This window comes from Paenibacillus sp. OV219, from assembly GCF_900110075.1.
Classification (GTDB): Bacteria; Bacillota; Bacilli; order Paenibacillales; family Paenibacillaceae; genus Paenibacillus_Z.
Map to the genome: position 1 here is coordinate 1 of NZ_FOCJ01000016.1, position 14,605 is coordinate 14,605.

Here is a 14,605-nt window from a genome sequence, read left to right on the forward strand (position 1 = left end):
CGCGTTCCCATCCCGAACACGACCGTTAAGCCCTCCAGCGCCGATGGTACTTGGACCGCAGGGTCCTGGAAGAGTAGGACGTCGCCAAGCACAGATAACCGACCATATTCGATATGGTCGGTTTTTTGTTGTTTTCACTCATTTGTTGCTGTCATTTGACTTGGCTATCAACAAAGGATTTTCCAGTGTTATCCAGAATATAGGTTAGTCCATGTTAAGAGGTGGAAAAACAGATATGAACGAGGGAGTGAGCAGATGAAGACAACAACAGTATTCTCGTTGGATCAAGCGACGCTTGATCAAATCGAGCGCAAATTTCAGGTAAAGCAGCAGCTGACCGAGACTAGGCAACAGGAGCTGTTCGGAATTTTTCAAGAGGAAACGCTGACCGAAGAAGAGGAGTTGGCGCTTAAGTTTTTGTTCGCTTATATGCCAATCAGTGACATGGCGGATTACGGTGGGGCTTTATTTCTGAACCATGTGCGCCAGACACTGGAGATTCGCAAACAAGTGCCGTGGGGATCGCGCGTGCCGGATCATCTCTTCCTGCATTTCGTGCTGCCCTACAGGGTCAATACGGAGAACATTGAGGATTCGCGCGGCATCCTGTACCGCGAACTGGCAGGGCGGACTGCTCATCTCTCGATGGAGGAGGCGGTTCTGGAAACGAACTATTGGTGCCATGAGAAAGCGACTTACATCGGTAGCGATCTTCGTACGCTGTCTCCGCTCTCCATGGTGCGGAACGCGCGCGGGCGGTGCGGTGAAGAGTCGACGCTGGCCGTGGCAGCAATTCGCAGCATCGGCATTCCTGCCCGTCAGGTGTATACGCCCCGCTGGGCCCATTGCGATGACAACCATGCATGGGTAGAAGCTTGGGCCGACGGAAAATGGCATTACATCGGAGCTTGTGAACCGGAAGCTCGTCTCGATCAGGGCTGGTTCTCGCCGCCGGCGCGCCGGGCTATGCTGATTAACACGCGGATTTTTGCGGAGTATCTGGGCCCCGAGGACATTACTCTCGCTCACGATTGGTTTACAGAGATTAACCTGTTAGAAAATATTCGCCGACGCGCGAGATCCGCACGGAAGTTAGGGATGAACATGGGCGATCTTGTCGTCCGCGCGGTGAAGGATGGCCTATGGGCCGAAACCATAATTTCGGTACCGGATTGTGACTCCATCACACTAATTCTAAGCGCAGCTAATCAGCCCTCTGGAAGTGTCGATTTCGATATGGTGCCACCGCCGGAGCGCGAAGGAGAATCGTTGGAGACGCTGATGGAAACGAAAATCCAGCAGCATAATAGCCGACTGGAGGAAGGAACCAGTTGCCGTTCTGCGTACGAGGGCACGTTCCTGAGCGAGCAAGATGCCGCTGCTCTAGCGGTGGAGACGGGCTTGCCTCCTGAGCGGGTATGGAGCGTGCTTCAGAAAGCGCGGGGTAACAGCAAGGAAATCGCGGCTTTCTTGCGCGAGCAGTCGGGTTCATTCGGCGACTGGCCGCTTCGCCTGTTAGAAACGCTCAGAGACAAGGATTTGATCGATACGTTCCGGTCTGCGCTTGAAGATCACTTGATCGGCGCGCTGGCAATCCGTGGCACGCTAGATGAGGACGCTTTTGTCAACTATGTGCTATGTCCGCGGGTGTTGCATGAGATGATTGTTCCGTACCGTCAGAAGCTTCGCGAGTCGTTCACGGAAACAGAAGCCAATCTGTTCCGCACTGAGCCATTAGCGTTGGTCAACCATCTTCGGCAGGGCTTCGGCGTTTGGACAGATTTGCCGAACCTGATGGGAAGGGGGAATCCGGTTGGCACCTACGAGCTGAAGCTGGGCGATCCTCAGTCGCTAGACATTATGTTCGTCGCTATTTGCCGTAGCCTGGGCATTCCGGCTCGATTGCAGCCAAGCGAACAACATGCGCAATATTTGCATGAGGGCAACTGGATGGATGCCGCGATTAAGGAGGCCGCTTCGCAGGGACGGGAGTCGAACGCGCGCGGGCAGCTAAAGCTTGTCAAGGACGCTGCCGCTTCACCGGATACGCCGGACGCCTCCTATATGGAGAACTTCACCTTCGCTCGGCTGGAAGGCAGTGTCTATAAGACACTAGTGTATCCTTACGCCAAAAAGGATGTATATGAAGAGTCGTTCGAAGTGGATCCAGGGGATTACCGGTTGACGACAGGCATTCGTCTGAAGGACGGCACGGTGCGAGTGCGTCTGACGTACTTCACCGTCTCGGCTGGAGCAACGACGGCATTGCCACTTACATTCCATGAGACGCTGGTCGATATCCCGGTACTTGGCACTTTCGATTGCAGCAGAGGGATAGCGCAGTTGGACGGCGGATCGGCATCGCTTGCGGAGCTGCTCGGAACTGATGGCGCAATTGCAGCCTGGATTGAGCCGGAACGGGAGCCGACTAAGCATCTGTTCCGTGAGCTGAGCGAGTTGACTGAACCGCTGAATCAGCTGGGGATACCGATCGTGCTGCTTATTGGCGATGCAGAGTGGACAGCATCCTTTGACCAAGCGAACTATTCGTTGCTGCCTTCGAATACCGTGTTCGTTCGTGACATGAGCCGCGCCGAGCTACCGGATCTAATCGTTCGGACACAGGCGAATGAAGCAGGCTTCCCTCATCTGTTCGTCCTGGACAGCAACTCCCTGGTACGCTACACTGCCTCTGGTTACAAGATCGGAACTGGAAAAGAAGCGCTGCAAACGTTGGCGAGCCTTAAACATTAGGCATAGATAGTCAAGACGACACGGTCTCGTTCCTGCATGCCAGGGGTGGAGGCAGTTTTTTTTGCAAGAGGAGGTTGGAAGCAGGGGTATAAATGGACCGAATCCGCCCAAGATAGTAAGGGGCATTACAGTCATGCAACGAAGGCAATACACTTGACCTTTTGGCAATTTTGCGTATAATAAAGTTAAAGTCAAAGAAAGTCAAAGTCAATTTGACTAAAAACTTTGACGATTCCAACAATCGGCTGATTTAGCCTCAAGTTTGTTGTAAGGGCATCATAGGGAGGTTGGCGAAATGCGCAACATTTCCGATCTCATCGAGCAGTATCTCAAGCATATGCTAAAGGAAAGCCCTGGCGGCGCTGTCGAATTGCAGCGCAACGATTTGGCAGATCGGTTCTCTTGTGTTCCGTCCCAAATCAATTACGTCATCAGTACACGGTTCACGATGGAGAAGGGATATATGGTAGAGAGCAAGCGCGGCGGCGGCGGGTATATTCGCATTCAGCGCGTGGAGCTGCCTACCTTATCGGCTCTCCAAGGCCATCTTGCCGAAACAATCGGCGATCAAGTGGACCAGGATACGGCAGAAGGAATTGTGTATCAGCTGGAGGAAGGGAAGCACATCTCGAGGCGCGAAGCGAATTTGCTCCGGGCGGCGATGTCCCGCGACACCATTGCTGTGAAGCTTCCACTGCGTGACGAAATTCGGGCTAGGCTGCTCCGGGCGATGTTAATTACGCTGCTCGTGAAGTAAGCTGCGCAGCCTTGCAAGAGGAGGGATAGTGCGGAATGCTTTGTCAGGAATGTGACAAGAAGCCGGCTACGCTTCATTTTACGAAAATTGTGAATGGCGAGAAGACGGAGTTTCATATTTGTGAATCGTGCGCACGCGAACGGGGCGAAGGAATCCCAGGCACAGCGAACGGATTTTCAATCCACAGCTTGCTGTCCGGACTTCTGGACTTCGAACCGGTTGGCAGCATGAACGCGCTTGGCGCGAAGCCGGCACAGCAGCTGCGCTGCGACAATTGCGGTCTGACCTATACACAATTTAGTAAGATGGGCCGTTTCGGCTGCAGCAATTGTTACACCCAGTTTGGAAGCAAATTGGACCCGATTCTGAAACGGGTTCACGGCAATACGACACATGTCGGTAAAATTCCAAAGCGCACAGGTGTTCAAATTCAGCTCAAACGAGAAATTGACGAGCTTAAACAGGATTTGAGCATGCGAATCGAGCAGCAGGAGTTTGAAACCGCTGCTGAGCTACGCGACCGAATTCGGGAGCTGGAGCGCAAAATAGCCGATGTTTAGGCACGGTTAGGAAGGTGAAATGAAACGATGTCGAAGCGGTCTTATGTAGAAGAAGCGCTAAGCGACTGGATGAAGGGCAACGGCCCGGACACGGATGTTGTCATTAGCAGCCGGATCCGTATTGCTCGTAATTTATCGGGTCATCCGTTTCCGATGCTTGCGACCTCACAGCAGGCGCAGGATGTCATGAAGCAGCTCACCGCTGTTGCTGAGACTGGCCGATTAGACAGCTGTGGACCATTCGAAACGATCGAGCTCTCCCAGTTAAGTGAATTGGAACGCCGAGTTCTTGTGGAGAAGCATCTGATCAGCCCGAACTTAGCGAATGAATCGCGCTGCGGCGCGGTGATGCTTAGCGAGAACGAGTCGGTTAGCATAATGGTGAACGAAGAGGATCACTTGCGGATTCAATGCTTGTATCCAGGTTTTCAGATTAAGGAAGCATGGACAGTGGCGAGCCGCATTGACGATATTTTTGAAGAGGTCACTGATTACGCATTCGATGAACGAAGAGGCTACTTAACGAGCTGTCCGACCAACGTCGGAACGGGCATTCGCTCTTCAGTGATGATGCATCTGCCGGGGCTTGTGCTTACACAGCAGATCAACCGGATTTTGTCAGCTATCCAGCAAGTGGGGCTTGCGGTTCGGGGGATTTACGGCGAGGGCAGCGAAGCGCTCGGAAACCTGTTCCAAATCTCGAATCAGATTACGCTTGGTCAGTCCGAGGGGGAAATCATCGAGAATCTACACAGCGTAGCGCGTCAAATTATCGAGCACGAGAGAGCGGCACGCCAGCGTCTGCTGGAAGAGTCGCGGGTGCGCCTGGAGGATCGGGTGCTCCGTTCTTACGGTACGTTGTCGCATGCGATGATTATGGATTCGAAGGAAGCGGCTCAGCGGCTTTCCGATGTAAGGCTCGGCATTGATCTAGGCTTAATTGTAGATGTGTCGCCTCAGGCGATGAACGAAATGATGGTATTAACGCAGCCGGGCTTTCTCCAACAGGTGTTCCGTGAGAAAATGACGCCTGAACAGAGGGACATCCGGCGAGCGGAACTTATACGCAATCAGTTGTACAGTGAAACTGATCATGGGGGTGTATGAACATGATGTTTGGAAGATTTACGGAACGGGCACAGAAGGTGCTCGCACTTGCTCAGGAAGAAGCGGTTCGTCTCGGTCATAACAATATCGGCACGGAGCATATTTTGCTCGGGTTGAACCGAGAAGGGGAAGGAATCGCAGCCAAAGCACTCATCGGATTAGGCCTTAGCCTTGAGAAGATTCAAGACGAGGTTGAGACATTAATCGGTCGCGGACAAGAGCAACCGACCAATATCGCTTATACACCGCGTGCGAAGAAGGTTATTGAGCTGTCGATGGATGAGGCGCGCAAGCTTGGTCACACGTATGTGGGAACGGAGCATATCCTGCTGGGGCTCATCCGTGAAGGAGAAGGCGTCGCAGCTCGCGTACTGAATAACCTCGGCATTAGCTTAAATAAAGCACGTCAACAAGTGCTGCAGCTGCTCGGAAGCAGCGAAGCCGTGTCCAGCAATCATGGCGCACCGGCGAATGTAAGCACACCGACACTGGACGGACTTGCTCGTGACCTGACGGCTTACGCAAAAGACGGCAATCTTGACCCGGTTATCGGACGCAGCAAAGAAATCGAGCGCGTTATCCAAGTGCTCAGCCGTAGAACGAAGAACAATCCCGTTCTGATCGGTGAGCCAGGGGTTGGTAAGACTGCTATTGCCGAAGGGCTCGCGCAGAAGATCATCGCAGGCGAAATTCCGGAGACGCTGCGCGACAAGCGCGTCATGACGCTCGATATGGGCTCTGTCGTTGCCGGAACGAAGTACCGCGGTGAATTCGAAGACCGACTGAAGAAGATTATGGACGAAATTCGCCAAGCCGGAAACATCGTCTTGTTCATTGATGAGCTGCATACGCTTATCGGTGCAGGCGGGGCGGAAGGCGCGATTGATGCCTCGAATATTTTGAAGCCAGCGCTTGCACGGGGCGAGCTGCAATGTATCGGTGCAACGACGCTGGACGAATACCGCAAATACATTGAGAAAGACGCAGCGCTGGAGCGTCGTTTCCAACCGATTACGGTTGATCAGCCGTCGCCGGAGGAAGCGATTCAAATTCTTCACGGGCTGCGCGATCGTTATGAAGCGCATCACCGCGTGAAGATTACCGATGAAGCGATTGAGCAAGCGGTTAAGCTATCTGACCGCTACATTACAGACCGGTTCCTGCCGGATAAAGCGATCGATTTGATTGATGAAGCGTCTTCCAAAGTACGCTTGAAATCGTATACGGTACCGCCGAATCTCAAGCAGCTCGAGAACCGTCTGGAGGATATCCGTAAGGAGAAAGACTCCGCTGTTCAGAGCCAGGAGTTCGAGAAAGCGGCTGCACTCCGTGATACGGAGCAGAAGATTCGCGAAGAGCTCGACGTTACAAAGAACCAGTGGAAAGAGAAGCAAGGTCGCACGGATTCTGAAGTAACGCCGGACGATATCGCTCAAATTGTAGCTAGCTGGACCGGTATTCCTGTAACGAAGCTAGCGGAGGAAGAAACACAGCGCCTGCTCAAGATGGAAGAAATTCTGCATGACCGCATTATCGGTCAGAGCGAAGCGGTTAAAGCGGTATCCCGCGCAATCCGCAGAGCACGTGCAGGCTTGAAAGATCCGAAGCGTCCGATGGGCTCGTTTATTTTCCTCGGCCCAACGGGTGTAGGTAAGACGGAGCTTGCCCGTGCGCTGGCTGAAGCGATGTTCGGCGATGAGAATGCGGTTATCCGCATCGACATGTCTGAGTATATGGAGAAGCATTCGACTTCGAGACTTGTCGGAGCGCCTCCAGGCTATGTCGGTTACGAAGAAGGCGGCCAACTGACGGAGAAAGTACGCCGTAAGCCATATTCGGTCGTGCTGCTTGATGAGATCGAGAAGGCGCATCCGGAAGTATTCAATATTCTTCTGCAAGTGCTTGAGGACGGCCGTTTGACGGACTCCAAGGGCCGCGTGGTGGACTTCCGTAATACGCTCATTATTATGACGTCGAACGTAGGCGCTGACCAAATCAAGAAAAATTCTTCGCTTGGTTTCACGGCAGCGCAGGATGCTGGCCGCGATTTCAACATCATGAAGGAGAAGGTGCTGGCAGAGCTCAAGAAGAGCTTCCGTCCGGAGTTCCTGAACCGGATTGATGAGACAATCGTGTTCCACTCGCTCGAAAAAGAGCATATCTCGCAGATCGTGACGCTCATGTCCGAAGAGCTTCGCAAACGTCTGCGTGAGCAGGAAGTGGACTTTACGCTTACTGACGCAGCGAAGGATTTCCTCGCGAAGGAAGGCTTCGATCCGCAGTACGGCGCTCGTCCTCTGCGCAGAGCAATCCAGAAGCATATCGAGGACCGTCTGTCCGAAGATCTGCTCATGGGTACTATTGCCAAAGGTCATAAGCTCATCATTGATGAGAAGGATGGCGGGTTGACAGTTACTCATGTAGATAGTGTGTCGGCTCCAGAGGAAACGGCAACGAAGTAACGTGGTTAATATGTAACGCAGTTAGATAAATATGTAACGAAGTTACATGCAGCCCCTCACTCGCAGAGTGAGGGGCTTTTCCATCTGTCTCTGCTCCTAAATGGAAGCGTGTCCGTAGGGACAAAAGCGAGCACCAGCAGGCAAAATCACTCACGCGCCTCTGCGACACCTCACGTCCCCATGGTCCCGCAGGGACACCAGGTAACTAAACAACGCCAAACATAAAGCGTGTCCCGCAAGGGACGAAAGCGAGTACTAGTACAAACTCACTCGCGAGCGCCTCTCTGTAACTCCAACGTTATACCTTCCGGGAGTCCAGAGGGGTGGGTGGTAACCCCTTGGGGTCCCCCTGGCAAGGGGGATTTAGGGGGTGGTAAGTAAATTAAGGGGGGGTAATTGAATTTAGGAGAAGCTAAGTTGATATAAAGGTTTAATTAGGGTGGTTTACACACTTTGTAAATGGTAAACTTTAAATGATACCTCTAATGTATAAGGAGCCGCTGATGGCAAAACTTAAAACCAAGTTCGCATGTACAGAATGCGGCACAGAATCACCGAAGTGGATGGGCAAATGCCCAGGCTGCGGGCAATGGAATACGATGGTGGAAGAGAAGGAAACGGTTGTCAAAACACAAGGAATGGGCTCGCAGCTCATTCAGACGAAAGAAAAGCCGCGTCCCATCATACATATAGAAAGTGGCCAAGAGAAACGGATTGAGACAACCAATCAGGAGCTCAATCGCGTATTGGGCGGCGGAGTCGTACCAGGCTCGCTCATTCTTGTAGGCGGAGACCCTGGTATTGGCAAATCGACGCTGCTGCTTCAAACCTCGCATGCGCTGGCTTCCATGAACCTAACGGTTCTCTATATTTCCGGAGAGGAATCGGTTCGGCAGACACGCCTTCGGGCAGACCGCCTCGGAGCGCTCACCGAGAAGCTGTACGTGCTGTGCGAAACGAACATGGAGCAAATTAACGACGCGATTGAATCGGTCCAGCCTGATTTTCTCGTTATCGACTCGATCCAGACGGTGTACGATCCGAATGTGCAATCTGCCCCTGGCAGCGTCTCGCAAGTAAGGGAATGTACCGCCCACTTCATGCGCGTCGCGAAGATTAAAGGCATTGCAACCGTGCTTGTCGGTCACGTCACGAAGGAAGGCGCAATCGCCGGTCCACGTATGCTGGAGCATATGGTGGACTGTGTGCTCTATTTCGAAGGTGAGCGGCATCATACGTACCGATTGCTTAGGGCCGTTAAGAATCGTTTCGGCTCTACGAACGAGATCGGGATCTTCGAGATGGGGGAGGAAGGGCTGCGGGAGGTCAACAATCCGTCCGAGCTGTTCTTGTCCGAACGTCCGCTTGGCGTATCAGGCTCTACCGTTGTCGCAGCTATGGAAGGTACAAGGCCCGTGCTCGTGGAGCTTCAGGCGCTTGTCGCCACAACGAACTTCCCTTCGCCGCGCCGGATGGCAACCGGGATCGACCATAATCGGATGACGCTTATTGTCGCGGTACTGGAGAAGCGGATGGGGATGTTCCTGCAGACGCAGGATGCATATTTGAACGTCGCCGGCGGTATAAGACTCGATGAGCCGGCAGTCGATCTCGCAGCAGCAGTCAGCATTGCATCAAGCTTCCGCGATGCGCCGACTAGACCGTACGATGTGTTTTTTGGTGAGATCGGACTTACTGGTGAAGTGCGGGGCGTATCCCGTGCGGAGCAGCGTGTGAAAGAAGCGCAGAAGCTGGGCTTCAAACGGGTCATTATGCCAAGCAAGAGCTTGAAGGGCTGGACTCCGCCGAAAGGCATAGAAATCATCGGTGTAGAGACGGTCGCACAAGCGCTGTCCGCAGCATTCGGATAGAGGGGGGAAATGGATGAAAGAGACGAACCAAACAGATTTCGTAAATCAACTGCTCCAGATGGTCGCACCCGGCATGGCATTCCGAGAAGGGCTCGATAACGTGCTGCGGGCGAAGACAGGAGCGCTGATCGTAGTCGGCTACAGCCCGGAGGTAATGGAGGTCGTTGACGGCGGATTCTCCATTAACTGCGACTTTTCCCCGAACTATTTATACGAGCTGGCCAAAATGGACGGCGCAATTATTCTTAGCGAGGATCGCAAACGCATTTTGTATGCCAACACACAGCTCATTCCGAACAGCTCCATTTCGTCCAGTGAGACGGGGATACGTCACCGGACAGCGGAGCGGGTCGCGAAGCAAACCGGCAAGCTCGTCGTATCGATCTCCCAGCGGCGAAACGTTATTACGCTGTACCAGGGCCAGTTCAGATATTCGCTGAAGGAAATGGGAGTTATTTTAACAAAGGCAAACCAAGCGATTCAGACGCTTGAGAAATACAAAGTGGTGCTCAACCAGTCGTTTACAAACCTGTCTGCACTAGAATTCGAAGAGATGGTCACACTACAGGAAGTAGCGCACGTCATTAAGCGGGTTGAAATGGTCATCCGCGTGAAGACGGAAATTAAGCGGTATGTAAATGAGCTTGGCACCGAAGGTCGTCTCATTGCGATGCAGATGGAAGAGCTCGTCGGCGGCGTAGAGGAAGAAGCGTGGTTCCTGCTCAAAGACTACGTGAAAGACCCGCATGAGGATCGCATTCGTGAAATCCGTGCAAGCATTCGCAAGCTTAGCTCCGAAGAGCTGCTTGAGCTGCCGCAGATCATTAAGCTGCTTGGCTATAGTGGCTTTAGCGCTGCATCGGAAGAGATGGTTGCACCGCGCGGCTATCGTTTACTGAGCCGTATTCCGCGCCTGCCAGCAGTTATTATGAACAATCTGGTTGAACGGTTCGGCTACTTACCTCATATTTTGATGGCGACGATTGAAGAGCTCGACTCTGTGGATGGTATTGGTGAAGTGAGGGCGCGTGCGATTAAAGAAGGGCTCAAACGGATTCAAGAACAGATGTTCATTGACAGACAAATCTAAATCTCATACAATGAGGGAATGCAGACAAATCACATTTGGGTATTACTTACAATTGAACCGTTTTATGCATCCTTTCAAAAACTTCGCAGGAAGTTTTTTTCTCAGTTTGCCGTCGATACTGCAAATTGCGGTTTTGGGGCATAGTAAAGATGAGGTGGAGCAAAATGATCACGAAGTCAATACCGAGTCTTTTTACCGTGGCGAACTTATTTCTAGGCATCGTCGCCATCATTCTTATATTTCCCGAAAATGCAAAGCCTGAAGTAGCTGCGATGATGGTCATTATCGCGATGCTGATGGATGGCGTGGATGGTCGGGTAGCGCGTGCGCTTAACGCCCAAAGTGAATTCGGCAAAGAGCTTGATTCCTTGTCCGATGTCATTTCCTTCGGGGTTGCACCAGCTTTTATCATGTACAGCGTTGCTTTCCAAGAGCTTAATCCAGCTCCGGCGTGGATTATTACAGCACTGTTCCCGATCTGTGGAGCGCTGCGGCTCGCGAGGTTCAATGTTGTTTCCGGAATGCCAGGTTACTTTATCGGCTTGCCGATTCCGGCAGCAGGCGGTGTGCTCGCAACACTTGCCCTGTTCCACAAAGATATTACCGTTTCCGTTCTAATGATCAGTACACTCGTTCTCTCGTTCTTAATGGTGAGCACAGTTCGTTATCCGAACTTTAAGAAAGTGGGCATTCCGAAGAATGCCATATGGGTCGTGCCGATCGTCGTAGCAGTTGCTGTTGTGCTCGGTATTCTGTTCCCACACCATCTATCGAAGATCATTTTCATCCCGCTCGTGATATACGCGCTCTATGGCTTAAAAAAAAACGTTGATCGCCGTCTCCCCAGCCGGAAACGGAAGAGAATGCTGGAAAATCAGCTTCAAGAGGAAGCTGTTCATAGCGAACATAGTGCATAATTCATGTGCTTAAACAAAAATAACCGCCTTGTCAAATCCGAAACCGGATTGACGAGGCGGTTTTTGTTATGAAGATGATTTACGTTACGTTAAGTTAAATAGCCCAAGCGTGCTGCATTTATCAGATTCCCGGTCAATGACGTCGGCAAGCTGAATGTCGAGTAAATTACACATAGCGGACATATAGAACATATTGCGTCCAAGCTCGGTTTGAATGGCTTCCTTGCAGTGCTCGCAAAGATCGCCTGAAATGTGATGGTGAAGTTTGGTCTTGGCCTGCTCGAGATTAAAGTCGTCTGCAAACTGCTGCTTCCGCGCGTTTAATTCAATACATCCGCATTCTGTAACAGCCTTCGCTACCGCGCGATTCACGGAAGTGCCGGATTGGCCGTACTTTGACATGACGTCTAGCAAGCTGCGGTGTCGCAGCAGCAGCTCCGAAACTTGCTTCTGAAACTGCTCCAATGTTGGTGCGTTCATCGGGTACCACCTCATTTCAGGATTGGGATTGCTTTACTTTTATTATAAGCCTCCTCGGCTCTCTTTTCAAAACCGATTTATACGATTTTGTCCGATTTATGGGCTAAGTTAATAATTTCTAATGGATTGGGAGCGCGGGCGATTAGCGTGACAATAATTGGCACATAATTGTTAGTGGAGGTGGATTTATATGATGAAGCGAATGATTCAATTAATGGGTTTTTTGTTCGGCGGATTTCTAGGTGCTCAAATGTACGGCTCTTTGAATGGGAGCATGAGCTTTATGGAATCAACAAATGGTATTATGCAGCATTCAGGCGGCTACTACATGAACGTCGGCATTGGCGCGATATGCGGCTTTGCGGCAGCAACGGTTTTGGCAGGCCCAATCTTGAGATGGATGCAGCAAGGGGCGGAGCGGGCTTCGGCGATGCCGACAGGCGAACTGTTGTCCGGCGGTGGTGGTCTGCTTGGCGGTCTGGCGTTATCGGCCCTTATTTATCCGGCACTGTCTAGCTTGACCGGCGCGGGCATCTTTGTTCCGATCGCATTGACAATTCTTCTTGGCTATATCGGAATGCGAGTGGGACTTAGTAAACAGGTCGAACTGGCATCTATGTTCAAATCGATTTCCGAGCGCACGAATGCGCAGGTACGGGTGGATGAGGAGAGCAGCTACGAGGAGCATAAAATTCTCGATACGAGCGTCATTATCGATGGCCGAATCGCCGATATTTGCAAGACTGGATTCATTGAAGGCACACTGGTCATTCCGGAGTTCGTGCTGGAAGAGCTGCAGCATATTGCCGATTCATCGGACTTGCTCAAGCGCAATCGAGGTCGCAGAGGACTTGATATCCTCAACAAAATCCAGAAAGAGCTCGATGTGAAGGTCCTCATCTATGAAGGTGAAGCGGAAGAGGGCGAAGTCGATAGCAAGCTGGTGAAGCTGGCGAAAGTGCTGCACGGCAAAGTGGTGACGAACGACTTCAACTTGAATAAGGTGTGCGAGCTGCAAGGCGTATCTGTACTCAATATTAACGATCTCGCTAATGCAGTGAAGCCAGTTGTTCTCCCAGGTGAAGAGATCGTCGTGCAGGTGATCAAAGATGGCAAGGAGCATGGACAAGGCGTCGCCTATCTGGATGATGGCACGATGATTGTCGTTGAAGGCGGACGGGATTACATCGGAACGACGATGGAGGTTCTCGTTACGAGCGTGCTGCAAACGTCTGCGGGCCGGATGATTTTCGCAAAGCCGAAGCTGTTGGAAAAAGCGCTCTAAAGCGGTATGATAGGGGATAGGCTACTAAGAGCAATCCGTATGTAGCTTGAACGAACCTATATACGCGAGGGCGGTTGAAGGGCATGGAAGCAGCAGGTGCAAAATGGGGTGTCGTCGTTGTGGCGGCGGGCCGAGGTACGAGAATGGGAACGTCTACGAGCAAGCAATATTTGCTCTTGCAGGACAAGCCGATCCTTGTACATACCCTTGAACGATTCCAAGCGATGGACGATATTGCAGAAGTAGTGCTCGTTGTGGGCAAGGAAGATACAGCCCGCTGTGAGCAGGTCGTCGAAAGCTATGGTCTGCATAAAGTAAAATCGGTGCTTGCAGGCGGCAGCGAACGTCAGCATTCCGTAACAATTGGCATACAGGCACTCGGCAGCGATATCGAATGGGTGATGGTCCATGACGGTGTTCGACCGCTTGTGACGGCTGAAGCCGTACGCAGATGTATGGTGAAGGCGGAAGAGACGGAGGCGGCTGTACTGGCTGTGCCCGTTAAAGATACAATTAAGCAAGTGAATGAGACCGGCGTCATTACCGCGACACCGGACCGGCGAAGCTTGTGGGCGATTCAAACGCCGCAAGCTTTTCGTCGTTCCTTGCTTCTGCAGGCGCTTACGCAGGCGGCTCGAGATCAGTTTCTCGGCACGGACGACGCGATGGCGGTTGAGCGTCTAGGCGTTCAAGTATCCGTCGCTGAAGGGGAGTATACGAACATTAAGATTACAACGCCTGAGGACTTGCCTTACGCAGAGTTTCTGCTTGCAAGCCGGGAGCAGGAGAGGGGATAAAGAGAAATGATTCGAGTAGGACAAGGTTTTGATGTGCATCAATTGGTGGAGGATCGTCCATGCATTATCGGCGGCGTGACGATTCCCTATGAGAAGGGGCTGCTCGGCCATTCCGATGCGGACGTGCTGCTGCACGCAATTAGCGATGCGGTGCTTGGAGCGCTAGGGCTCGGTGATATCGGCAAACATTTTCCAGATACGGATCCGGCCTTTAAAGACGCGGACAGCTTGAAGCTGCTGCAGCATATTTGGAAGCTCGTGAAGGAGCGGGGGTATAAGCTCGGCAACGTCGATGCAACGATTATTGCGCAGAAGCCGAAGATGGCTCCGCATATCCCGCAAATGGTCGAGATTATCGCAGGCGCATTGGAGGCGGAAGATAGCTACCAAGTGAATGTGAAGGCAACGACAACCGAGTGGCTCGGCTTTACGGGACGCGGCGAAGGGATTGCCGCACAGTCTGTTGTCTGCCTTGTAAAAGTTGTGCTATGATTCTGCAATATGATTAGAATGACGGGAGGAGCT

The 14,605-nt window shown here is 52.1% G+C and carries 12 protein-coding genes and 1 rRNA gene; 12 read left to right on the plus strand and 1 reads right to left on the minus strand.

The genetic code is table 11. The features are described from left to right. The 9 genes from rrf to pssA all read left to right on the plus strand — a co-directional run. Nucleotides 1-90: ribosomal RNA gene (gene rrf, locus BMY11_RS26590) — 5S ribosomal RNA — on the plus strand; the annotation flags it as partial. Nucleotides 91-255: 165 nt separating this feature from the next. Beyond that, nucleotides 256-2,754: a transglutaminase domain-containing protein gene (locus BMY11_RS26595; RefSeq protein WP_090583151.1), complete on the plus strand. Its 2,499-nt coding sequence runs from the start codon at nt 256-258 to the stop codon at nt 2,752-2,754. Nucleotides 2,755-3,049: 295 nt separating this feature from the next. Beyond that, nucleotides 3,050-3,511, plus strand: a complete 462-nt coding sequence (locus tag BMY11_RS26600) for a CtsR family transcriptional regulator (protein WP_090583153.1) — start codon at nt 3,050-3,052, stop codon at nt 3,509-3,511. A 35-nt stretch (nt 3,512-3,546) separates the two neighbouring features. Next, the gene (locus BMY11_RS26605) at nt 3,547-4,071 is read left to right on the plus strand and encodes a protein-arginine kinase activator protein McsA (protein ID WP_090583155.1); all 525 of its coding nucleotides are present in this window, start codon (nt 3,547-3,549) and stop codon (nt 4,069-4,071) included. A 27-nt stretch (nt 4,072-4,098) separates the two neighbouring features. Then, complete coding sequence (locus BMY11_RS26610; protein WP_090583157.1) at nt 4,099-5,178, plus strand: protein-arginine kinase McsB; 1,080 nt, start codon at nt 4,099-4,101, stop codon at nt 5,176-5,178. Between the two features lie 2 nt (nt 5,179-5,180). Beyond that, the gene (locus tag BMY11_RS26615; RefSeq protein WP_090583159.1) at nt 5,181-7,640 is read left to right on the plus strand and encodes an ATP-dependent Clp protease ATP-binding subunit; all 2,460 of its coding nucleotides are present in this window, start codon (nt 5,181-5,183) and stop codon (nt 7,638-7,640) included. Nucleotides 7,641-8,143: 503 nt separating this feature from the next. Next, entirely contained in the window at nt 8,144-9,511 is a 1,368-nt protein-coding gene (gene radA / locus BMY11_RS26620; protein WP_090583161.1) for a DNA repair protein RadA, read from the plus strand. 13 nt (nt 9,512-9,524) lie between these two features. Continuing rightward, the gene (gene disA, locus BMY11_RS26625) at nt 9,525-10,601 is read left to right on the plus strand and encodes a DNA integrity scanning diadenylate cyclase DisA (protein WP_090583163.1); all 1,077 of its coding nucleotides are present in this window, start codon (nt 9,525-9,527) and stop codon (nt 10,599-10,601) included. 164 nt (nt 10,602-10,765) lie between these two features. After that, on the plus strand, nt 10,766-11,518 hold the full coding sequence (gene pssA / locus BMY11_RS26630; protein ID WP_090583165.1) for a CDP-diacylglycerol--serine O-phosphatidyltransferase: 753 nt from the start codon (nt 10,766-10,768) through the stop codon (nt 11,516-11,518). 84 nt (nt 11,519-11,602) lie between these two features. Here pssA and BMY11_RS26635 read toward each other — a convergent pair whose 3' ends face one another. After that, a complete protein-coding gene (locus tag BMY11_RS26635) occupies nt 11,603-11,998 on the minus strand; it encodes a DUF1573 domain-containing protein (protein ID WP_090583167.1) in 396 nt (131 codons plus the stop codon). Nucleotides 11,999-12,188: 190 nt separating this feature from the next. On the opposite strand from BMY11_RS26635, the gene BMY11_RS26640 reads away from it, so the two are divergent. The 3 genes from BMY11_RS26640 to ispF all read left to right on the plus strand — a co-directional run bounded on the left by BMY11_RS26640 (nt 12,189) and on the right by ispF (nt 14,572). Continuing rightward, a complete protein-coding gene (locus BMY11_RS26640; RefSeq protein ID WP_090583169.1) occupies nt 12,189-13,283 on the plus strand; it encodes a PIN/TRAM domain-containing protein in 1,095 nt (364 codons plus the stop codon). An 83-nt stretch (nt 13,284-13,366) separates the two neighbouring features. After that, nucleotides 13,367-14,080 (plus strand): 2-C-methyl-D-erythritol 4-phosphate cytidylyltransferase, encoded by a 714-nt coding sequence (gene ispD / locus BMY11_RS26645; protein WP_090583171.1) that lies wholly within the window; start codon nt 13,367-13,369, stop codon nt 14,078-14,080. 6 nt (nt 14,081-14,086) lie between these two features. Further along, on the plus strand, nt 14,087-14,572 hold the full coding sequence (gene ispF / locus BMY11_RS26650; protein WP_090583173.1) for a 2-C-methyl-D-erythritol 2,4-cyclodiphosphate synthase: 486 nt from the start codon (nt 14,087-14,089) through the stop codon (nt 14,570-14,572). Nucleotides 14,573-14,605 lie beyond the last annotated feature (33 nt).